Source organism: Bradyrhizobium sp. USDA 4503 (genome assembly GCF_054055815.1).
Window position 1 is genome coordinate 6,855,516 of the sequence record NZ_JBSRXS010000001.1, and the last position, 21,934, is coordinate 6,877,449.

The window sequence follows — 21,934 nt, forward strand, 5'->3', positions numbered from 1 at the left end:
CGACATGCCTAGCTTCTTCATCGACAGGCCGATCTTCGCCTGGGTCGTCGCGCTGTTCATCTGTCTGATCGGCGCGATCTCGATTCCGCTGCTCGCGGTCGCGCAATATCCGATCATCGCGCCGCCCTCGATCTCGATCTCGACCAGCTATCCCGGCGCGTCGCCGGAGAACCTCTACAACAGCGTGACGCGCCTGATCGAGGAGGAGCTCAACGGCGCCGCCAGCATCCTGAACTTCGAATCGACCTCCGACTCGCTTGGCCAGGTCGAGATCATCGCCAACTTCAAGCCGGGCACCGACACCAGCCAGGCTTCGGTCGAGGTGCAGAACCGCCTCAAGCGCGTCGAGGCGCGGCTGCCGCGCGCCGTGATCCAGCAGGGCATCCTGGTCGAGGAAGCCTCGTCAGCCGTGCTGCAGATCATCACGCTGAACTCGACCGACGGCTCGCTGGATGAAGTGGGCCTCGGCGACTTCATGATCCGCAACGTGCTGGGCGAGGTGCGCCGCATCCCCGGCGTCGGCCGCGCCACGCTGTATTCGACCGAACGCAGCCTGCGAATCTGGATCGATCCGGCCAAGCTGGTCGGCTACGGCCTGTCCGCCGACGACGTCAACAAGGCGATCACGTCGCAGAACGCCCAGGTCGCCTCCGGCAGCATCGGCGCCGAGCCGAGCACCGATACGCAGAAGATTTCCGCGCAGGTGCTGGTGAAGGGCCAGCTGTCCTCGCCCGACGAGTTCGGCGCCATCATCCTGCGTGCCAACAATGACGGTTCGACGGTCCGCCTGCGCGACGTCGCGCGGATCGAGGTCGGCGGCCTCAGCTACCAGTTCAACACCCGCCTCGACGGCAAGCCGACCGCCGGCCTCTCGGTGCTGCTGTCGCCGAAGGGCAATGCGCTGGCGACCGCGAGCGCGGTCGAAGCCAAGATGAAGGAGCTGTCGCGCTTCTTCCCGGCCAACATCTCCTACGAAATCCCCTACAACATCACGCCGGTGGTCGAGGCTTCGATTAAGAAGGTGTTGACGACGCTGGTCGAGGCCGTCGTGCTGGTGTTCGTCGTGATGTTCCTGTTTCTGCAGAACATCCGCTACACCATCATCCCGACCATCGTGGTTCCGGTGGCGCTGCTCGGCGCCTGCGCCACGCTGATGATCGCGGGCTTTTCGATCAACATGCTGACGATGTTCGGCATGGTGCTGGCGGTCGGCATCCTCGTCGACGACGCCATCGTCGTGGTCGAGAACGTCGAGCGCATCATGGCGGAGGAGGGCCTGCCGCCGAAGGAAGCCACCAAGAAGGCGATGTCGCAGATCACCGGCGCCATCATCGGCATCACGCTGGTGCTGATGGCGGTGTTCGTGCCGATGGCGTTCTTCCCCGGCTCGGTCGGCATCATCTATCGGCAGTTCTCGGTCACCATGGTGGCGGCGATCGCGTTCTCGGCGCTGCTCGCGCTGTCGCTGACGCCGGCGCTGTGCGCGACCTTGCTCAAGCCGGTCAAGAAGGGCCACGGCCATGCCAGCAAGGGCGTGTTCGGCTGGTTCAACCGCGTGCTCGACACCAGCCGCGCCGGCTACACCCGCACCGTGCAGGGCTCGCTGAAGCGCACCGGCCGCCTGATGCTGATCTATCTGGTGCTGTTCCTCGGCGTCGCCTACGGCTTCGTGCGGTTGCCCGGCGGCTTCCTGCCGGTCGACGACCAGGGCTTCATCACGACCGACGTGCAGACGCCGTCGGAGTCGTCCTATGCCCGGACCGAAGCCGCGGTCGAGCAGGTCGAGAAGTACCTCAAGGACCGCGCCGGCATCGAGAACGTCACGTTCCTCACTGGCTTCAGCTTCCTCGGCCAGGGCATGAACACCGCGCAGGCCTTCATCACGCTGAAGGACTGGTCGGAGCGCGGCCCGAAGGATTCGGCCGCCGCCATCGTCGCCGACATCAACCGCGACCTGTCGTCGATCCGCGACGCCAGGATCTCGGCGTTGCAGCCGCCGCCGATCGACAATCTCGGCAACTCCTCGGGCTTCTCGTTCCGCCTGCAGGACCGCGGCCAGAAGGGCTATTCGGCGCTGATCGCCGCGTCCGATCGCCTGATCGCGGAGGCCAATGCCAGCCCGATCCTGCAGAAGGTCTATGTCGAAGGCCTGCCGCCCGCGCCGCAGGTCAATCTGATGATCGACCGCGAGAAGGCGGGCGCGTTCGGCCTCACCTTCGAGGACATCAACAACACGATCTCGACCAATCTCGGCTCGAACTACATCAACGACTTCCCGAACCGCGGGCGCATGCAGCGCGTCATCGTGCAGGCCGACAAGACCAGCCGCATGAACGCGGACGACATTCTCAACTACAACGTCAAGAACAGCCGCGGCCAGCTGGTGCCGTTCTCGGCCTTCGCCACCATCGAGTGGACGAAGGGGCCGACGCAGATCGCGGGCTTCAACTACTATCCGGCGGTGCGCATCTCCGGCGAGGCGCGGCCGGGCTTCACCTCGGGCGATGCGATCGCCGAAATGGAGCGGCTCGCCGACAAGCTGCCGCGTGGCTTCGGCTATGAATGGACCGGCCAGTCGCTGCAGGAGAAGCTGTCGGGCTCGCAAGCGCCGTTCCTGCTCGCGCTGTCGGTGCTGGTGGTGTTCCTGCTGCTCGCCGCGCTCTATGAGAGCTGGACCATTCCGCTCGCGGTGCTGCTCACCATTCCGCTCGGCATTCTCGGTGCGGTGGTGGCGGCGACGATGCGCGGGCTCTCCAACGACGTCTATTTCACCGTCGGTTTGATCACCATCATCGGTCTTGCCGCCAAGGACGCGATCCTGATCATCGAGTTTGCCAAGGATCTGCGCGCGCAAGGCAAGCCGCTGGTCGAGGCGACAATCGAGGCGTGCAGCCTCAGATTCCGCCCGATCCTGATGACCGGTCTGGCCTTCGTCTGCGGCGTGCTGCCGATGGCAATCGCGACCGGCGCCGGCGGCGCCAGCCAGCAGGCACTCGGCACGTCAGTGATGGGCGGCATGATCGCGGTGGTGATCCTCGCGCTGCTCCTGGTGCCGGTGTTCTTCGTCAGCGTGCAGCGCGTGCTGGCCGGCGATCGCGAAACGGCGCCGGGGCAGGGTGAGGTATATGGCCCGCCCGCGCCGGCAAGGATCGGTCACTGACATCAGGGACCGGTGCTGCTCAGCAGCAGCTTGCTTTCGCAAGCTGACCAATCCAGATTGCAGCTCTGGATTGAACGGGAAGCGTTTGGGCAACCCGGGGATTGAGGGCATGCGATGCGGCCGAGCGATATTGCGATCTCGAATTATCGCTCGATCCGGCGGCTCTTCATGCCCATCCAGCCGCTGTCCGTCTTCGTCGGCGAGAACGGCGTCGGCAAATCCAACCTCTACAAGTCGCTGTCGCTGCTGCGCGACGCGGCCACCGGCCGGATCACCCGCACGATCGCGGACGAGGGCGGGCTGAACTCGGTCTACTGGTCGGGCCTGCGCAAGCGCGGCGAGGATGCAAGGCTGCGGTTGGCCGTGAGGCTCGACCACGTCAGATATTCCATCGAGCTCGGATTCCCGAGCCCGGTCGTGGCGGCATTTCCCGGTGAGCCGATGATCAAGTCCGAAACGATCGAGGCGACCCACGGCAAGAAGACAATACTGATGTTGGAGCGCACCAACTCACTCGTCAGTGTCCGCGATGAGAACGGCACCTGGAGCCAGCACAAGGATGCGGTGCTGCCGTCGGAAACCGCACTGGCCGGATTTTCGGATGGTAAGGGAAGTCCCGAGATCGACCTGATCCGAAATGCAATGCTGAGTTGGCGATTCTATCACGACTTCCGGACCGATCCGGCGTCGCCGATACGAAAGCCGTGTCTCGCGATCACGACACCTTCGCTGAGCGCCGATGGCCACGATCTGGCTGCCGTGTTGGCAACCCTGTTCACGATCAGGCAGGATGCCGGCGATCTGCAGGATGCGATCGAGGACGCATTTCCGGGCGCCGAACTGCGGGCTTGGGAAAAAAATGGGCTATGTGAATTCCAGTTGCAACTGGAGGACATGCCGCGGCCATTCAAGGCGCACGAACTATCCGACGGCACGCTGAAATATATCTGCCTGCTCGCCGTGTTCATGGGCTATCGGCTGCCGCCGTTCATCGCGCTGAACGAGCCCGAGACCAGCCTGCATCCATCGCTGCTGGCGCCATTGGCGCGGCTGATCGCCAAGGCATCGCGCCGTGCCGACATCTGGATCGTCACCCATTCGGAGCCTCTGATGGAAGCGCTGCGCAGCGAGAGCGCGGTGCCGCTGCGCCGGGTGATCAAGACGAAGGGCGCCACCACCATCGAGGGCCTGACCGCGGGCGGTGAATTTCGTGACGGGCAGGACGACGATGATGAGGATGACGACGATTAAATCGCGCCGTCGCGTTACTGCCCGAGCGGCTTCAGGACCTTGATCAGCTCGCCGTGCACGAACTCGTTGCCGCAGACGATGTGGCCGGTCTGCAGCGGGTCGTCATTGCCCTGGATGCCGGAGACGGTGCCGCCGGCTTCGCGGACCATCAGCAGGCCGGCCGCGACGTCCCAGGCCTGCAGATTGCGCTCCCAATAGCCGTCGAGCCGGCCGGCGGCGACAAAGGCGAGGTCGAGCGAGGCGGCGCCGAAGCGGCGGAAGCCCGCGACCTTGGTCTGCAGCGCCGCCATCTCCTGCAGCGCCAGCTGGTGACTACCGCGGCCGATATGCGGCAGGCCGCAGGCCACGACGCATTCGTTGAGCTGGCGGCGGCCGGCGACGCGCAGGCGCTGGTCGTTGAGGAACGCGCCCTTGCCGCGCTCGGCGATGTAGAGCTCGTCATTGGCGGGATTGTAGATCACGCCGGCGATCACGGTGTCCTCGCGCTTCAGCCCGATCGAGATCGCGAATTGCGGGATGCCGTGCAGGAAGTTGGTGGTGCCGTCCAGGGGATCGACGATCCAGGTGTGGCTCTTGTCAGAGCCTTCGCGCTTGCCGCCTTCCTCGCCGACGAACCCGTAGCCGGGCCGGGCCTTCTCGAGGTCGGTGTAGAGCATCTCCTCGGCGCGCTTGTCGGCGAGCGAGACGAAGTTTGCCGGCCCCTTCAGCGACACCTGGAGATGTTCGATCTCGCCGAGGTCGCGCTTGAGGCTGCGGCCGGCGCGGCGCGCGGCCTTGACCATGACATTGATGAGAGCGGAATAGAGCATGATGGAAGCTGGTGGCTTTCGAGCGTTGGAAATCGATCGGGCAGCGTAGCAAGACCCTGCCCGTCATCCTGAGGAGCGCGGAACGCGCGTCTCGAAGCATCGACGGCCCGGTCCGGGGCCGTGCATCCTTCGAGGCTCGCTCCGCTCGCACCTCAGGATGACGGGAAACGGCCTGTGGCGCCCTGGGTTTCGGACTGGGTGCCCTCTGGAAGTGGCGCCGTCAAGGCGTCATTTGACGTTGTTTCCGATCCATTTTCGCGCGGCTGCCTCGGCCTTGGCGCGGTCTTCCGGGCTCATATCGGCGAGGATGTCGTCGAGATCGGGGTCGCCCTTGCCGGCGGTCTTGGCGACCGTGTGCCATTTCAGCGCCTCGACCTTGTCCACCGGGGCGCCGGCGCCGGTCGCCAGCACATGGGCGAGGCGGTTTTGCGCGATCGCGCTGTTCTGCCGGGCCGCCTTGCGCAGCAGCGCCACCGCCGCCGGCACGTTCCGCGGGGTGCCGGAGCCGTTGTAGAGCGCGATGGCATATTCGACCTCGGCATCGACATTGTCGGCCAGCGAGGCGGCCTGCAGCAGCCGCGCCGCCTTCTCGAGGTCCTTCGGCACGCCGGTGCCTTCCTTGTAGAAGGTCGCGAGCGCGTATTGCGCCTCGGGGCTGCCGGCGTCGGCGGCCATGCGCAACAGCTCGGCGGAGCGGCGGAGGTCCTGCGGCAGGGTCTGGCCGTCGAGATAGAGCAGCGCGAGATTATAGGCCGCCTTCGGCTCGCCGAGCTTGGCCGACGACGCCAGCAGCTTGACCGCGGCATCCTTGTCCACGGCGCCGCCGCGGCCGGCGATCTTCATCATGGCGAGCGCGAACATCGCCTCGCGGTCGCCGGCATCGGAGGCGCGCTTGTACCACTCGTCGGCCTTGACGTAGTCGCGCTTGACGCCGAGCCCATTGGCATAGAGCTCGCCCAGCATCGTCATGGCCTTGGCATCGTTGTTGTTCTGCGCGCGCGCGGTCGCGAGATCGAACGCGGTCTTGTACATGCCGCGCTGATAGGCGCCGTAGACGAGGTCGACATTGGGATCGTCGACGGCCTGGGTCGGGGTCGGCGAGGGCGTCGGAGATGCGGCAGGCTTCGGCGTCGCGGAGGCGGCGGGCTTCGGCGTCGGCTTCTTCGCGACCGGCGAATGCACCTTCGGCTTCGGAGCCTCCTTCTTCGCAGGCAGCGTCTGTGCCGGCGGCGTGATCGAGAGCTGCGCCATCGCGCCGCTCGCCAGCATCGTGCAGCCGAGCGCAACAGCTATCGGACGCAGGCATTTCATTCCGGCGTCATCCCTCGGCCTTTCCGTCGGCCTTGGCCTTGCCGAATGTGCCGGCATGCGCCCGCGCAATCGCCTCTCCGATCTCGACAAGCGCCGCCTTGGCGCTGCGCGGATCGGACCAGATGGAGTCTCCGACCAGCACGAAATCCGCACCGGCCGCCGCAAACGCCTCGGCTTCCTCGCGCGAGGTTGCAAAGCCGACGCACGGCGGCTCGAACAATTCGTCCCACCATTCCAGCCGCTCGGCGATGGCCTCGCGCGAGGGCCGCTGTCCGTTGGCGTCGGGCTCGCCGAACAGCACATAGTCGGCACCAGCTTCGCCCGCGGCCATGGAATCGTGGCGGGTCGCGAGCCCGCCGACGCCGACAATGCGGTCGGGTTTCAGCGACGGCACCGCCTCTTCCATCGCGGCGACGCCGGTCAGATGCGCGCCGTCGGCGCCGGCGCGGGCCACGATATCGGGATGGCCGTCGATCAGCAGCGCCGCGCCGGCGTGCTGGATCGCAGGCGCCAGCGCCTTGATGGTGGAGATCATGCTGCGCGGATCGCTCTCGCGCAGCCGCACCAGCACGGCCGCGACATCGGCCGCGGCAAGCAGCTCGGTGAGCTCGGCCGCAAGCTGAGCGGGCTCATCGACCGCCGGCGTTGCCAGATAGAGGCGCGGCGCCGGCCGCGGCGGAACGGGCTTGGTCGCCAACTATGCCGCCTGTTTCTCGAGGCCGGCTTCCCAATTGCCGGTGCTCGCGAGCCCGTTCATCCGGGCGCGATGCGAGAAGGCGCGCTGGCCCGCGGGGACGTTGTCGGGCTTGCCGGACCACACCTTCTGCGGCGCCGCCTGCAGCGCGCGGCCGTAGGAGAAGGTCAGCCGCCAGGGCAAATTGCCGATCTTGTTCATGGCGTCGAGATGGGCGGTTGCTTCCTCGTCGCTCTGGCCGCCGGAGAGGAAGGCGATGCCGGGCACCGCGGCCGGTACGCAGCTCTTGAGCAGGCGGATGGTCTTCTCGGCGACTTCCTGCACCGGCGCTTGCTTCGGGCACTTCTTGCCCGAGATCGCCATGTTCGGCTTCAGGATCATGCCTTCGAGCGCGACGCGCTGCACCCGCAATTCCTGGAAGGTGCGGTTCAGCACGCGCTGCGTCACCTCGTAGCAGCGGTCGATGTCATGATCGCCGTCCATCAGCACCTCCGGCTCGACGATCGGGACGATCTGCGCGGCCTGGCACAGCGCGGCGTAGCGCGCCAGCGCATGGGCGTTGGCACGGATCGCGGTCTGGGTCGGGATTCGCGGTCCGATATCGATCACCGCCCGCCACTTCGCAAAGCGCGCACCGCGCTCGTAATATTTCTTCAGCCGCTCGGCGAGCTTGTCGAGGCCGACGGTGACGAGTTCGCCTGGGCAGTTCGGCAGCGCCTGCGTGCCCTCGTCGACCTTGATGCCGGGGATCGCGCCGGCCTGCTCGATCAGCTTGACCAGCGGCGTGCCGTCCTTGGCATTCTGCCAGATCGTCTCGTCGTAAAGGATGACGCCGGAGATGTACTTGCTCATCGCCTCCTGCGAGCGGAACAGCATCTCGCGATAGTCACGGCGATTGTCCTCCGTCGAATCGACCTTGATGGCGTCGAACCGCTTCTTGATGGTGCCGGAGGATTCGTCGGCGGCGAGAATGCCCTTGCCCGGGGTGACCATGGCAAGCGCGATTTTGTTGAGGTCGGAGAGGTTCATCGGGGCGTCCTCCAGAGCCATTGCCTTTGCAAACCAAAATAGGCGGTTCTCGGGCAAATGCCTAGAAAACGTTCGTCGCGGCTGAGATCGCGCGTAGATTTGGCTTGTTCTGTTCACCTCGCCCCGCTTGCGGGGAGAGGCATAGGCCGCCTTCGGCGGCCGTCGGCAAAGAACGCCGAAGTCGAGCTTCGGCTATGTTGCATCGCTAGATGCAATCCGGGTGAGGGGGTACAGGTCTAACCGCATTCGCCGCTCGTGGAAGCAGCCCCTCACCCCAACCCTCTCCCCGCGAAGGGCGGGGAGAGGGAGAGATACGCGTCAGGCAACCTTGGGGTCGAGCTGGCCCGCGGCGTAGCGCTTGGCCATTTCCGCCGTGGTCAGCACCTTCTTGATCTTGCTGGCCTGGCCCGCGGTGTTGAACTCCTGCAGGCGCTGCTTGCACAGCTTGGTCATCGCCTCCATTGCGGGCTTGAGGTATTTACGCGGATCGAACTCTTCCGGATTGTCCTTCAGCACCTTGCGGATCTGGCCGGTCATCGCCATCCGGTTGTCGGTGTCGATGTTGATCTTGCGCACACCGTTCTTGATGCCGCGCTGGATCTCGGCGACCGGCACGCCCCAGGTCGGCTTCATCTTGCCGCCATTGGCGTTGATGATCTCCTGCAGCTCCTGCGGTACCGACGAGGAGCCGTGCATGACGAGATGCGTGTTCGGCAGCTTGCGATGGATTTCCTCGATCACGTTCATGGCGAGGATGTTGCCGTCGGGCTTGCGGGTGAACTTGTAGGCGCCGTGCGAGGTGCCCATCGCGATCGCCAGCGCGTCGACCTTGGTTTCCTTGACGAACTTCACGGCCTCGTCCGGGTTGGTCAGCAGCTGGTCGTGCGACAGCTTGCCCTCGGCGCCATGGCCGTCTTCCTTGTCGCCCATGCCGGTCTCGAGCGAGCCGAGCACGCCGAGCTCGCCTTCCACCGAGATGCCGCCGAGATGGGCCATGCCGGTCACGGTCTTGGTGACGCCGACATTGTAGTCCCAGTCGCCGGGGGTCTTGCCGTCGGCCTTCAGCGAGCCGTCCATCATGACCGAGGTGAAGCCGGCCTGGATCGCGGTCATGCAGGTGGCGGGCTCGTTGCCGTGGTCGAGATGCACGCAGACCGGGATCTGCGGGTAGATCTCGGTGACGGCGTCCATCATGTGCTTGAGCATGACGTCGTTGGCGTAGGACCGCGCGCCGCGCGAAGCCTGGATGATGACGGGCGCGTCGACCTCGGAGGCTGCCGCCATGATCGACAGCGCCTGTTCCATGTTGTTGATGTTGAAGGCAGGTACGCCGTAATCATGCTCGGCCGCGTGGTCGAGCAGTTGCCGCAACGTTATGCGAGCCATTCCATTTCTCCCTGTAGTGCAAGTTCGTGGATGTGAAGCGCGATGAGCTCATTTTCATCGCGCTTTTGCTCTTTGTTTGAGCATGATCTCTTCGGAAACCCGCTTCACACCTTTCCGGATCATGCTCTGGATCAACGGTTTTTCAGAACTTCGACGCCCGGCAGCGGCTTGCCTTCCATCCATTCAAGAAACGCGCCGCCCGCGGTCGAGACGTAGGAAAAATCGCCGCCCACGCCCGCCTGGTTCAGCGCCGCGACGGTGTCGCCGCCGCCGGCGACCGAGATCAGCTTCCTGGCCTTGGTGCGTTCGGCGGCATGTTTGGCCGATACCACGGTGCCGCGGTCGAACGGCGTCAGCTCGAAGGCGCCGAGCGGGCCGTTCCAGACCAGCGTCGCCGCGTCGTCAATCGCGGCATGGATGCGCGCGATCGATTGCGGACCGACGTCGAGGATCATGCCGTCGGCCGGGATCGCATCGAGGCCATAGGCATGGGACGGCGCGTTGGCGGCAAACTGGTTGGCGACGACAGCGTCGACGGGGAGGATGATGGCGCAGTTGGCCGCGTTGGCCTTCTCCATGATCCGCAGCGCGGTCGGGGCAAGATCCTTTTCGGCGAGCGACTTGCCGACGGCGACGCCCTGCGCGTGCAGGAAGGTGTTGGCCATGCCGCCGCCGATCACCAGCGCGTCGACCTTGCTCACGAGATTTTCCAGGAGGTCGATCTTGGTCGAGACCTTGGCGCCGCCGATGATCGCGATCACCGGCTTGGTCGGCGCTTCCAGCGCCTTGCCGAGCGCATCGAGCTCGGCCTGCATGGTGCGGCCGGCATAGGCCGGCAGCTTGTGGCCGAGGCCTTCGGTCGAGGCGTGGGCGCGATGCGCGGCGGAGAAGGCGTCGTTGACCCAGATGTCGCCGAGCTTGGCGAGCTCTGCAACGAAGCCGGCGTCGTTCTTCTCTTCCTCCTTATGGAAACGCGTGTTTTCCAGGCAGAGGATGTCGCCGTCCTTGAGAGCCCCGACAGCGGCGGCCGCGGGCTCGCCGATGCAGTCCTCGGCGAAGGCCACCGGGCGCTTGATCACTTTCGACAGCGCTTCCGCGACCGGCTTCAGCGATTCCTTGGGATCGCGTCCCTTGGGGCGGCCGAAATGGGCCAGCAGGATCACCTTGCCGCCCTTGTCGGATATTTCGGTGATGGTGGGGGCCACGCGCTCGAGCCGGGTGGCGTCGGTGACGCGGCCATTTTCCATGGGGACGTTGAGGTCGACGCGCAGCAGCACGCGCTTGCCCTTCACGTTGACGTCGTCGAGGGTGCGGAACGATTTTGTCATGGGGGGTGTCGAACTCCTGGGGTCATTCCGGGGCGATGCGGAGCATCGAACCTCAGATGCGCAATTGCGCATCGGGGAATCTCGAGATTCCGGGTCTGGTCCTGCGGACCATCCCGGAATGACGGAGCGGCAAACACGCAGATGCCCGGCGGTGAGCCGGGCATCGCGAACAGTCGAACTTAAACCAGCTTGCCGATCGCGACGGCGGTGTCCGCCATACGGTTCGAGAAGCCCCACTCATTGTCGTACCAGGACATCACGCGCACGAAGTTGCCGTTCTGCACCTTGGTCTGGTCCATGTGGAAGGTCGACGAGTGCGGATCGTGGTTGAAGTCGATCGAGACGTTCGGCGCGTTGGTGTAGCCGAGGATGCCCTTGAGCTGCTGCTCGGACGCACGCTTCATCGCCTCGTTGATCTCCTTGACGTCGGTTGCGCGCTTGGCGACGATCTTGAGGTCGATCACGGAAACGTTCGGGGTCGGAACGCGGACCGAGACGCCGTCGAGCTTGCCCTTCAGCTCGGGCAGCACGAGGCCGATCGCCTTCGCGGCACCGGTCGAGGTCGGGATCATCGACATCGCCGCAGCGCGGCCGCGATAGAGATCCTTGTGCAGGGTGTCGAGCGTCGGCTGGTCGCCGGTATAGGCATGGATCGTGGTCATGAAGCCGGTCTCGATGCCGACGGTGTCGTTCAGGACCTTGGCGACCGGCGCGAGGCAGTTGGTGGTGCAGGAGCCGTTCGAGATCACCAGGTGATCCTTGGTCAGCGTGTCGTGGTTGACGCCGTAGACGATGGTGGCGTCAGCACCGTCGGCGGGCGCCGAGACCAGCACGCGCTTGGCGCCGGCTGTGAGGTGCGCGGAGGCCTTGTCCTTCGCGGTGAAGATGCCGGTGCATTCCAGCGCGACGTCGACGCCGAGCGCCTTCCACGGCAGCTTGGAGGGATCGCGCTCGGCCGAAACCTTGATCTTGTTGTCGCCGAGGCTGATCGTGTCGCCGTCGACCGTGACGGTGCCGGGGAAGCGGCCGTGCACGGAATCGAAGCGCAGCAGGTGTGCGTTGGTCTCGACCGGGCCGAGGTCGTTGATGCCGACCACCTCGATGTCCTTGCGGCCGGACTCGGCGATGGCGCGCAGAATGTTGCGGCCGATACGCCCAAACCCGTTGATCGCGACGCGGATTGCCATGCTCGTCTCCTCTAATGCTGTTGTCAGCCCCGCGGGAGCGCTCCCACGAGGTTTTTACGGCGGAACGCCCGGTTCGGCCGGGCGCGTACGGAAAAGATGGAGCTTAGGTAATCCTTTTTTGCGACAAGCTCAACCTTGGCCGACAGGTGTCAGGCCAGCGTCAGACGCGCTTCGTGGCAGCGTTAACGACGGCTTCAGCAGTAATGCCGAAATGCGGGAAAAGGTCCTTCGCCGGGGCGCTGGCGCCGAATCCGTGCATGCCGATGAATTCGCCGTCATGGCCGATCACGGCATCCCAGCCCCAGCGCACCGCGGCCTCGATCGCGATCTTGACTGGGGCGTTGCCGATAATGGCATTTTGCCGTTCGGCGGGCTGTGCCAGCAGCAATTCCAGCGACGGGACCGAGACCACCCGCGTCGCGATGCCGCGTCCGGCGAGCTGCTTCTGCGCCTCGACCGCGATCTGGACCTCGGAACCCGACGCGAACAATGACACTTTTGCGTCACCCTGCGCCGCGACCAGCTCATAGGCGCCGTGGCTGCACGGGTTGTCGTTCGGCGCCGTGGTGCGGAGCTGCGGCAGGTTCTGGCGAGTCAGCGCCAGCACCGTCGGTCCGTCGACGCGGTTGAGCGCCAGTTCCCAGCACTCGGCGGTCTCGACCGCGTCACAGGGACGGAACACGCGCATGTTGGGCATCGCGCGGAGCGCGGAGAGATGCTCGACCGGCTGGTGCGTCGGGCCGTCCTCGCCGAGGCCGATCGAGTCATGGGTCATGACATAGACGACGCCGGTGCCCATCAGCGCCGACAGCCGCATCGCGCCGCGCGCGTAGTCGGTGAATACCAGGAAGGTGGCGCCGTTCGGCGCGAAGCCGCCATGCAGGAAGATGCCGTTGAGGCACGCCGCCATGCCGTGCTCGCGGACGCCGTAATGGATGAAGCGACCCTTCGGCGTCTTGGCGCCGAACGCCGTCGCCGACTTCGCCTTGTTGTTGTTGGAGCCGGTGAGGTCGGCGGAGCCGGCGACGAATTCCATCGGCATCGCAGCCGCAATCACCTCGATCGCGGCTTCCGACGATTTGCGGGTCGCGACGTTGAGCGGATTTTCCAGGAGTCCCTTCTTGAAGGCGCGCAGCCCCTTGGCGAGCGACTGCGGCCGCTCGTGGCGAATGCGGCGTTCGAACTCGGCGCGCTTGCGGCTGCCGAGCTGCGCGAACTGCTCGTCCCAAGCCTTGTGCTCGGCGGCGCCGCGGGCGCCTGCCTCGCGCCAGGCCTTCAGCACATCGTCGGGCACCGAGAACGGCTCGAGCGAGATGCCGAGCTTCTCCTTGGCCGCCTTGAGCTCGTCGGCGCCGAGCGCTTCGCCATGCGCCTTGGCGGTGCCGGCCTTGTGCGGCGCGCCGTACCCGATCGTGGTCTTGCAGGCGATCATCGAGGGCTTGTTGGATTTCTGCGCGCGGGTGATTGCAGCGGCAATCGCCTGCGGATCGTGGCCGTCGATCAATTCGGCGGCCCAGCCTGCGGACTTGAAGCGCTTCACCTGATCGACGGAATCGGAGATCGAGGTCGGGCCGTCGATCGAGATGCCGTTGTCGTCGTACAGCACGATCATCTTGTTGAGCCGCCAGACACCGGCGAGCGCGATCGCTTCCTGCGAGATGCCCTCCATCAGGTCGCCGTCGGAGGCAAGCACATAGGTGTGGTGGTTGACGATCTTCTTGCCGAACTCGGCGGCCAGCATCTTCTCGGCGAGCGCCATGCCGACCGCGGTCGCGATGCCCTGGCCGAGCGGACCGGTGGTGGTCTCGATGCCCTTGGTGTGGAAGTTCTCGGGGTGTCCCGGTGTCAGCGATCCGAGCTGGCGGAAATGCTTGAGCTGGTCGAGCGTCATGTCCTTGTTGCCGGTGAGGTACAGCAACGAATAGAGCAGCATCGAGCCATGGCCGGCCGAGAGCACGAAGCGGTCGCGATCGGGCCACGCCGTGTCGGCCGCATCGAATTTCAGGAATTTCGTGAACAGGACGGTCGCGATGTCGGCGGCGCCCATCGGCAGGCCGGGATGGCCGGAATTCGCCTTTTCGACGGCGTCCATGGCAAGGCCACGGATCGCATTGGCCATACGGGTGTGATCGACCTGCGTCATGATGAAAAGTCCGCCTAAAATGAGGAGCTGATGCTGGACGCATCGGGCGGGCAGCCGCGATACGCGCGTGGATGGCCTTACGGGTTGGGGGCTGGATTAGCACCTCAATTCCGCAAGTCCAAGGCGATGGAACGCCTCAAAACGGGGAAAAGTTGCCCGAAATCGCCCTATTTCATTCAACGGTGCATAGTTCTGCGCCGCCGTTGCGCTGGGCTCGCTTGCCACGTAAATTTCGTCCCGTAAACGCTTGCCGAACCGCCTGTTTTGCCGTGCGGCAGGCCTGTCTTCCGCAGGCTACCAAGCCAACCGACTTGAAAGGTCCACGCCGCGTGTCATGAGTGATCGTCTCGCCAACGGGTCTGGCAATACCGAGGCACCGCTTGCCGATATCGATGCTGCGACAAAGCGGCTGATGGCTGCGCTTGATGCGCTGGAGAGCTCGGTGGAGCGGCGCCGCGAGGCCGACCGCGACGAGAACGAATTGGCGAGCCGCATCCAGGCGCTCGGCGCCGATCGCTCCAGGCTTGCCGACGAACTCGACGGATCGCTGGTGAAGACGCGCAAGCTCGAGCGCGCCAATCGCGAGATCGCGGAAAAACTCGACGCGGCAATCGGCAGCATTCGCGCCGTGCTCGACGGCGGAGACAGCAGATGAGCCACATCAACGTCACCATCAATGGCCGGCAATACCGGATGGCCTGCGAGGAGGGCCAGGAGGTGCGGCTCCTGAAGCTCGCGGAAAATCTCCAGCAGCGCGTGGAATCGCTGCGCGGCAAGTTCGGCGAAATCGGCGATGCGCGGCTGACGGTGATGGCGGCGCTCACCGCCTGCGACGAACTGGTTGACGCCAGCGCACGCATCCGCAGCCTCGAGGAAGAGGTCGAGCAGCTGCGTAACGCGCGCGTTGCCGCCATCGACCGCGCCCGCGCGACCCAGACCGCGGTCTCCAACGCGCTCAACGCCGCCGCGGAGCGGATCGAGCGCACCACGCAGGTGCTCAACCGCACCATCGGCGGCGGCATCGCGATCGGGTGATCTATATTTTCCGGCATCGGGTGAATCGTATCCTCCCCTGGAGGGGGAGGATCGACGCTCATGAAATGAGCGGCGAGGTGGGGTGACGGTCTTTCCACACGTGTAGTGCCCGCGTTGAGAGATCGCCCCACCCCGGTTCGCATTCCGCTACGCTTCATGCGTACCGACCCTCCCCCTCCAGGGGAGGGTGGAGAGAAGTGCATGAGTCTCGGCTGCGTCTTCCTTACCGCTGGCGGATTGGGGCAACGATGGCTAGATTAGCCTCCGCGAAGCTGCGTCGTGCGTCAGGAGCCATATATCCCCGGGGCCTTATCGATCCTTTAGGGAACTGTCCCTGGCCGGGTCCGTGGACCCGGACATATGGTGCCCACCTACTTTCGTAGGGAACTCCGGGATCGAGCGCTCCAACGGCCTCTGCGGCTTCGCACTGATTTTTGCTGTTGCCTTGTCGTCGCGCTGCGGCGGTTGAATTGTCTAGCAGTGTTGTGCCCCGCGAGACGGGGCGTCCAGCGCGCCGCGGCCTGGCCTTAACGAAAGCTAGCGTCTCTGGAATGATGGATCGTCCGTTGTCGCGGACGACGACAGCGGAAGATGGATCATGCACGCATCTCCATCGAAGGCCGAGCTCCGGGCACTTGCTCTCGCCAAGCGCGATGCGCTGAGCGACGAGCAGCGCGCGACGGCTGCCGAAGTGCTCGCCAAGCGCGGCGCGCCGTTCGAGATCGCGCTGGGCATGATCGTCTCGGGCTATGCGCCGATCCGCAGCGAGCTCGATCCGGCGCCGTTGATGAAGAAGCTTGCCGACAAGGGCGCGCGGCTCGCGCTGCCCTGCATCAATGCGCGCGGCCAGTCGCTGACCTTCCGCAGCTGGTCGCCGCAGGACCGGCTGATGCTTGGGCCGCTCGGCATTCCCGAGCCGTCGCCGGCCGCCGCCGAGGTGCATCCGGACGTGATGCTGGTGCCGCTCGCGGCATTCGACAAGCTCGGTCACCGCATCGGCTACGGCGCCGGTTATTACGACTATACCTTCGCGCATCTGCGCAAGGCCAAGCATGTAATCGGGGTCGGACTTGCCTTTGCTGCACAGGAAACCAAGGCGATTCCGGCGCTGTCGCACGACGTCCCGCTTGATTTTGTGCTAACGGAGCGCAAGACGTTCGATTTCCGGAGTAGCTAGCCTTGCGAATTCTCTTCGTTGGTGACGTCGTCGGCAGGACCGGCCGCACCGCCATCGCCGACCACCTTCCCGGCATGATCAGGGACTGGTCGCTCGATCTCGTGGTCGTCAATGGCGAGAATTCCGCCGGCGGCTTCGGCATCACCGAGGCGATCTATCAGGAGCTGCTCGACGCCGGCGCCGATGCGATCACGCTCGGCAACCACGCCTGGAATCAGAAGGAGGCGCTGGTCTTCATCGAGCGCGCGCCGCGCCTGATCCGCCCGCTGAATTTTCCGCGCCATTCGCCCGGCCGCGGCGCCACGCTGGTCGATACCAAGAGCGGCAAGCGCGCGCTGGTCCTCAACGCGATCGGCCGCGTCTTCATGGAGCCGTCCTCGAACGATCCGTTCAGCGCCATCGAGCGCGAGCTCGAGGCCTGCCCGCTGCGCGAGGGCTGTGATGCCATCGTGCTCGATTTCCATGCCGAGGCGACCAGCGAGAAGCAGGGCGTCGGCTTCTTCTGCGACGGCCGCGTCAGCCTCGTGGTCGGTACCCATACCCACGTGCCGACCGCCGATCATCAGGTGCTGCCGGGCGGCACCGCCTATATGAGCGATGCCGGCATGACCGGCGACTATGACTCGGTGATCGGCATGCAGAAGGAGGAGCCGCTGCAGCGCTTCCTCACCGGCATTCCCTCCGGCCGTTTCGAGCCGGCGGGCGGCGTGGCAACACTGAGCGGCATCGCGGTCGAGACCGACGATGCGACCGGGCTCGCGGTGAAGGTCGCGCCGGTGCGCGCCGGCGGGCGGCTCGAGCCTGCGGTGCCGGGGTTTTGGGTGAAGTGAGGTTGCCGTAGCCCGGATGCAGCGAAACGAAATCCGGGAATCTCTCCGCGGTCGCATTGATCCGGATTGCGCTTCGCTGCATCCGGGCTACGAACTACGACTGCCGAAAACCCATCCGGAATGCGCCCCAGTGGCGGCCGTTCACGACGATCGGCGATGACAGGTCCTTCATCAGCACGAAATTGCCGCCGCCCATGTCGCGGCGATAGGTCTGCAGCAGGAACGGTTTTTTGTTGGCTGCGACCTTGCTCACCGCGCGGTCGTTGAACAGGCGGCGGTTGCGGCAATTGGCGTTGTTCCAGACCGGGTCCGGCCCCTGTGGCTGCCGGTAGTTCGGATTGTGGGTCGGCAGATAGCCGCTGCGCGCCCAGGCGACGCAGAACACGATGCGCGGATCGCTCTTCTGGATCGGATCCTGGATCGCGGGCAGCACGCGGTCGGTGAAGGCGACGTAGTCGGTCAGGTACTGCTTCGGATTGGTGCCGGCGATCTCGCGATAATTCTCGTCCATCAATTGCGCGAGCGTGACCTCGCCGCGCGCCACGGCATTCTCGAACAGCTCCGAGATCTGCCTTGCGGTGTCGATCACGACGCGGATCAGCGGCGTGTCGCTGGTCTCCACGCCGCTGTCGGCGATGGTCACGATCAGGCTCTCGGAGAGCTCGAGCAGTTTCGCGACGCGGCTGTCGGCGTGCTTGAGGTCGCGCGAGGAGAGATCGACGCCCTTCGCCAGCTCGTTCAGCTCCGCGATCACGCTGTCGCAATGGCCGAGATTGGAGGTCGCGGCGCGCGCCACGCTGCCGATCTCGGCGCCGACGGATGAGAAGCCTTCCTGCACGCGCATGATGATGCCCGAAATCTGCTGGGCGCCTTCGCCGGCGCTCTTGGCGCGCAACGAGGCATCGCTGCTCTCGCCGATCAGGCTGCCGATCTGGCCGTCGAGATCGCGCACGGTGTCGGAAATCTGATGCGTCGCCTGGCGGGTTGCTTCCGCAAGGTTCTTGACCTCGCTCGCGACCACGGCAAAGCCGCGGCCCGCATTGCCGGCGCGCGCCGCCTCGATGGTGGCGTTGAGCGCCAGCAGATTGGTCTGCTTGGCGATCGCCTCGATCGAACCGGAAACCTTGGCGACCTGGCTCAGCGCGGAGCCGACGGCGGCGAGCCGCGCCTCGATCCGTCCGACCGCCGCGACGAGCTCTGCAATATGGTTGACCGCCGTCTCGACCACATGGCGGGACTCCGCGATCTGGCCGACCGCGGCGGATGCGGTCGTTTGCACCGCCTGCGATGCGTTGGCGATGTCGTGATTGGCGGCGACCATCGTCTCGGCCGTCGTCTGCAAATGATGGAAGCGCTCGGATTGGCTGCTGACGCGGTTCGCGACCTCCTGGACGTTGCCGGCGATGTCGGCGAGTTCCACCCCCAGGCCGCCGATGCGGTCGGCGAGCTGGTCCACCAGCCGCTCGGCCAGCGTTCGGTCCGATGACGTATCCAGAACTGCAAGCTGCGCGGCCGACATGTCGACGCTTCCTCCGTTACAGCGGCCTGTCGGCCGCCGCAGCATTCCCCATTCCAACCCTAAAGCGTGATTCGCGCTGCCGGTCTTGCCTGAGCGCGCACTCGGGCCTTTTGTCGCTACGAAGCGTTCAAAGCTTGTAGGCGGTGCGGAACCCGCCCCAGTGCCGGCCGCGCACGCGGATCGGTACGTCGATCTCGCGCATCATCACCGTGTTGCCGCCTCCCATGTCGCGCGCATAGGTCTGGATCAGATAGGCGCGCTGGTTGCGGCCGGCGGCGAGGCCCGCGGCGTCGTTGAAGATGCGGCGGTTGCGGCTGTTGGCGGTGTTGTATGCCACGTCGCCCGGCCGCTGCGGCTGCGAGTAGAGCTTGTTGTGGACCGGCAGATAGCCGTTCTGGTCGATCATCACGCAGAATGCCATTCGCTTGTCCCTGGCGAGGAATGCGTCCTGGAACGCCGGCAGGGTGCGCTCCGCCCAGTCCAGCATTTTGGTGCGGTACTGCACCGGGTTGGTGCCTGCGATCTCGACATAGTCGGTGTCGAACATGTCGGCGATTGTAATCGCGCCGCTCGCCAGCCCGTTCTCGAACATCTTGCTCAGCGTGCTGCCGGCTTCGATCGCGCGGGTGACGAGCTCGGCGTTCTCCTCGTGGATCGCCCACATCCGGTCTTCGATTTTTTCGCGCAGCTCGGCCGTTGCCGCCTCGAAGCGGGCCTGGCTGCCTGCCTTGGAGCGCTCGCCGACCCGGATCCGGCAGGCGCCGATCTCCTGCAATGTCGCGTTCAGGGTCTCCTGCACCGGCAGCTTCCCGGCATCGGGTCCGCCGATCAGAATGCCGTCCATCGCGATTTCGTAGACCGGTGCGGTGACGATGCCGCGCGCGGTCGTGATCTCGATCTTTAGGCTGCAGGGCAGGCGCTCGTTCTTGCGCGGATCGCCGCGCTCGTCCTGGCGCAGCAGCACCGCGCAGCGCGCTTTCAGCTTCTGCGCGAATGCAGTCACCGCCTTGCCGGCCCTGGCGACATTGTCGCCATGCGCGGCGGCTTCGCGCGTTGCACTGTCGATCTCGCCGGCGCTGGTGCCGACCGAGACGATGAAGTGCGAGGCGGAGGCGGCGTTCTGGCCCATCTCGCCGGTGATTTCATTCTGCTCGGCAACCGCGCCGTTGACGTTCTCGAACACCGGGCGGATCTTTTCGATCGCCTGGGAGATGCGATGCACCGCGTCGGCCGATCCGGTGGCGTCCTTCTGCAACGCCTCGATCTTGCGGGTGATCTCCTCGGTCGCGCTCTGGGTCTGCACCGCCAGCGCCTTGACCTCGGTTGCGACCACCGCAAAGCCCTTGCCGGCGGCACCGGCGCGCGCCGCCTCGATCGTCGAGTTCAGCGCGAGCAGCGTGGTCTGCCGCGCGATCTGTGCGATCAGATTGACGACGTTGCCGATCGCGGCCGAGGATTCGCGCAGGCGATCGACATTGGCGGTGGCCTCGCGCGCCGCGGCCGCGGCGTCGTCGGCGAGCTGGCTCGCGCTGCGCACCTGTGCCCCGATGCCCTCGGCGGAGTGGGTGAAGCGGTCGGCGGCTTGCGAGAACGTCGTCGCGGTGCTCTGCGCATCGCTGCTGCGGCCGGTCAGCGCGTCGGTGCGGGTGCGGATCGTGGCGAGCTTGGCTGCCGTCGCCTCGGCGCCGTCGGCGACCGAGCTCGCGGCGCGTTCGAGCTGGCGGATCATCGCGCCGAGCTCGAGTTCCAGCAATTCCAGGATCTCCTTGGAGGAATCCTTGGATGAATCCTTGGCCGAATCAGTCTCGGCTGAGACCTCAAGGGTTGCGGCCGCGGTTGGAACCTGCGGCGCGACGGCCGGCGCAGCCGGCTCCGGCACTTGCTTTCGAAACAAACCGAACGCCATGTGGGCTCTTTGGGGGCTGTGGAAAGTTGCGGCGGGACGGGGCGATCCTCGCACCCGGGCATGAAGTCATGGTTAACAAGTGCCTCATATTCCGGCTTGCGGTAGTATTCCTCTGCCGGAGGGCCCCGCCGATCCTTTGATTTTGACCGTGAGGGGCCTATAAGGCCGCGTTTTCCATCCCTGTTCAGACCCTAAGCTCCGAAGAGACGTCGCATGGCCGGCCATTCCCAATTCAAGAACATCATGCACCGCAAGGGCCGGCAGGATGCCCAGAAGTCGAAGCTTTTCGGCAAGCTGGCCCGCGAAATCACCGTGGCGGCCAAGCTCGGCACCCCGGACCCGGCGATGAATCCGCGGCTGCGCGCCGCCGTGGTCGCGGCCCGCGCCGAGAACATGCCCAAGGACAATATCGACCGTGCCATCAAGAAGGCCGCGGGCAATGAGGGCGAGAACTATGACGAGATCCGCTACGAGGGCTATGGCCCCGGCGGCGTCGCCGTCATCGTCGAGGCGCTGACCGACAACCGCAACCGCGCCGCTTCCGATATCCGCTCCTTCTTCACCAAGTCGGGCGGCAATCTCGGCGAAACCGGCTCGGTCGCCTTCATGTTCGACCGCACCGGCATCATCGAATACGACGCCAAGGTCGCCTCCGACGACGCCATGCTGGACGCCGCGATCGAGGCCGGCGCCGACGACGTGGTCTCCAGCGAAGGCGGCCACGAGGTCTACGCCTCGCAGGACACTTTCCGCGAAGTCGCAAAAGCGCTGGAAGCGAAGTTCGGCGAGCCGCGCAAGGCGGCGCTGACCTGGAAGCCGCAGAACACCGTTTCGGTCGACGACGAGACCGGCGAAAAGCTGCTGAAGCTGATGGACCTGCTCAACGAGCATGACGACGTGCAGAACGTGTTCGCCAATTTCGAGGTGTCCGACGCGCTGATCGCGAAGATGGGCGGCTAGTCGCTTGCACTGCTGTCGTCGCCCGGCTGGACCGGGCGACCCAGCATTCCAGAGACATGCATTTGATCCGAGAAGCCGCGGCGTACTGGATCCCCCGCTCCCGTGCGCAATTGCGCACTAGGCGGGGATGACAAGTGGGTCGAGTACGACGACCGCGGCAGGGGATGAGGCTCCGTTTGTGTTTCGTTCTCCCGGCGCAGGCGGTATCA

The 21,934-nt window shown here is 65.5% G+C and carries 17 protein-coding genes and 1 other RNA gene; 8 read left to right on the forward strand and 10 right to left on the reverse strand.

The genetic code is table 11. The annotated features are described in order from the left end of the window. Positions 1 to 4 precede the first annotated feature (4 nt). Together ACVMIH_RS32665 and ACVMIH_RS32670 are read left to right on the forward strand one after the other, a co-directional pair. Positions 5 to 3,160 carry a multidrug efflux RND transporter permease subunit gene (locus ACVMIH_RS32665; RefSeq protein ID WP_456864637.1) on the forward strand — a complete coding sequence of 1,052 codons (3,156 nt, stop codon included), beginning with the start codon at positions 5 to 7 and terminating at the stop codon, positions 3,158 to 3,160. A gap of 114 nt (positions 3,161 to 3,274) precedes the next feature. Beyond that, on the forward strand, positions 3,275 to 4,411 hold the full coding sequence (locus tag ACVMIH_RS32670) for an AAA family ATPase (protein WP_168859138.1): 1,137 nt from the start codon (positions 3,275 to 3,277) through the stop codon (positions 4,409 to 4,411). A 14-nt stretch (positions 4,412 to 4,425) separates the two neighbouring features. On the opposite strand, the gene ACVMIH_RS32675 is transcribed toward ACVMIH_RS32670, so the two are convergent. The 8 genes from ACVMIH_RS32675 to tkt all read right to left on the reverse strand — a co-directional run bounded on the left by ACVMIH_RS32675 (position 4,426) and on the right by tkt (position 14,298). Continuing rightward, positions 4,426 to 5,220, reverse strand: a complete 795-nt coding sequence (locus ACVMIH_RS32675; RefSeq protein WP_456864639.1) for an inositol monophosphatase family protein — start codon at positions 5,218 to 5,220, stop codon at positions 4,426 to 4,428. 228 nt (positions 5,221 to 5,448) lie between these two features. Further along, entirely contained in the window at positions 5,449 to 6,531 is a 1,083-nt protein-coding gene (locus ACVMIH_RS32680; RefSeq protein ID WP_456864641.1) for an HcpA family protein, read from the reverse strand. A 7-nt stretch (positions 6,532 to 6,538) separates the two neighbouring features. After that, positions 6,539 to 7,228, reverse strand: coding sequence for a thiamine phosphate synthase (locus ACVMIH_RS32685; RefSeq protein ID WP_456864643.1), 690 nt, complete (start codon positions 7,226 to 7,228; stop codon positions 6,539 to 6,541). Beyond that, positions 7,229 to 8,254, reverse strand: a complete 1,026-nt coding sequence (locus tag ACVMIH_RS32690) for a class I fructose-bisphosphate aldolase (RefSeq protein WP_456864645.1) — start codon at positions 8,252 to 8,254, stop codon at positions 7,229 to 7,231. A 318-nt stretch (positions 8,255 to 8,572) separates the two neighbouring features. Then, a complete protein-coding gene (gene fba, locus ACVMIH_RS32695; protein WP_057016199.1) occupies positions 8,573 to 9,640 on the reverse strand; it encodes a class II fructose-bisphosphate aldolase in 1,068 nt (355 codons plus the stop codon). Positions 9,641 to 9,771: 131 nt separating this feature from the next. Continuing rightward, positions 9,772 to 10,968: a phosphoglycerate kinase gene (locus ACVMIH_RS32700; RefSeq protein WP_141341967.1), complete on the reverse strand. Its 1,197-nt coding sequence runs from the start codon at positions 10,966 to 10,968 to the stop codon at positions 9,772 to 9,774. A 179-nt stretch (positions 10,969 to 11,147) separates the two neighbouring features. Next, positions 11,148 to 12,155, reverse strand: a complete 1,008-nt coding sequence (gene gap / locus ACVMIH_RS32705; RefSeq protein ID WP_016842563.1) for a type I glyceraldehyde-3-phosphate dehydrogenase — start codon at positions 12,153 to 12,155, stop codon at positions 11,148 to 11,150. Between the two features lie 160 nt (positions 12,156 to 12,315). Continuing rightward, a complete protein-coding gene (gene tkt, locus ACVMIH_RS32710) occupies positions 12,316 to 14,298 on the reverse strand; it encodes a transketolase (RefSeq protein WP_076825019.1) in 1,983 nt (660 codons plus the stop codon). Positions 14,299 to 14,632: 334 nt separating this feature from the next. On the opposite strand from tkt, the gene ACVMIH_RS32715 reads away from it, so the two are divergent. From ACVMIH_RS32715 to ACVMIH_RS32735, 5 genes are all read left to right on the forward strand, one after another. Continuing rightward, on the forward strand, positions 14,633 to 14,953 hold the full coding sequence (locus ACVMIH_RS32715) for a DUF4164 domain-containing protein (protein WP_018269681.1): 321 nt from the start codon (positions 14,633 to 14,635) through the stop codon (positions 14,951 to 14,953). Next, entirely contained in the window at positions 14,950 to 15,333 is a 384-nt protein-coding gene (locus tag ACVMIH_RS32720; protein ID WP_028332812.1) for a cell division protein ZapA, read from the forward strand. Before ACVMIH_RS32715 ends, ACVMIH_RS32720 begins: the two co-directional genes overlap by 4 nt. A 266-nt stretch (positions 15,334 to 15,599) precedes the next feature. After that, positions 15,600 to 15,760: non-coding RNA, 6S RNA (ssrS, locus tag ACVMIH_RS32725), on the forward strand. 171 nt (positions 15,761 to 15,931) lie between these two features. Next, entirely contained in the window at positions 15,932 to 16,510 is a 579-nt protein-coding gene (locus ACVMIH_RS32730; protein ID WP_456864647.1) for a 5-formyltetrahydrofolate cyclo-ligase, read from the forward strand. A gap of 2 nt (positions 16,511 to 16,512) precedes the next feature. Continuing rightward, on the forward strand, positions 16,513 to 17,340 hold the full coding sequence (locus ACVMIH_RS32735; RefSeq protein WP_253624978.1) for a TIGR00282 family metallophosphoesterase: 828 nt from the start codon (positions 16,513 to 16,515) through the stop codon (positions 17,338 to 17,340). Between the two features lie 94 nt (positions 17,341 to 17,434). Here ACVMIH_RS32735 and ACVMIH_RS32740 read toward each other — a convergent pair whose 3' ends face one another. Continuing rightward, positions 17,435 to 18,859 carry a methyl-accepting chemotaxis protein gene (locus tag ACVMIH_RS32740; RefSeq protein ID WP_456864649.1) on the reverse strand — a complete coding sequence of 475 codons (1,425 nt, stop codon included), beginning with the start codon at positions 18,857 to 18,859 and terminating at the stop codon, positions 17,435 to 17,437. Positions 18,860 to 18,986: 127 nt separating this feature from the next. Then, a complete protein-coding gene (locus ACVMIH_RS32745; RefSeq protein ID WP_456864651.1) occupies positions 18,987 to 20,765 on the reverse strand; it encodes a methyl-accepting chemotaxis protein in 1,779 nt (592 codons plus the stop codon). Positions 20,766 to 20,978: 213 nt separating this feature from the next. Between ACVMIH_RS32745 and ACVMIH_RS32750 the strand changes: the two genes are divergently transcribed. Then, the gene (locus tag ACVMIH_RS32750) at positions 20,979 to 21,725 is read left to right on the forward strand and encodes a YebC/PmpR family DNA-binding transcriptional regulator (RefSeq protein ID WP_028332817.1); all 747 of its coding nucleotides are present in this window, start codon (positions 20,979 to 20,981) and stop codon (positions 21,723 to 21,725) included. The last annotated feature ends 209 nt before the right edge of the window (positions 21,726 to 21,934 follow it).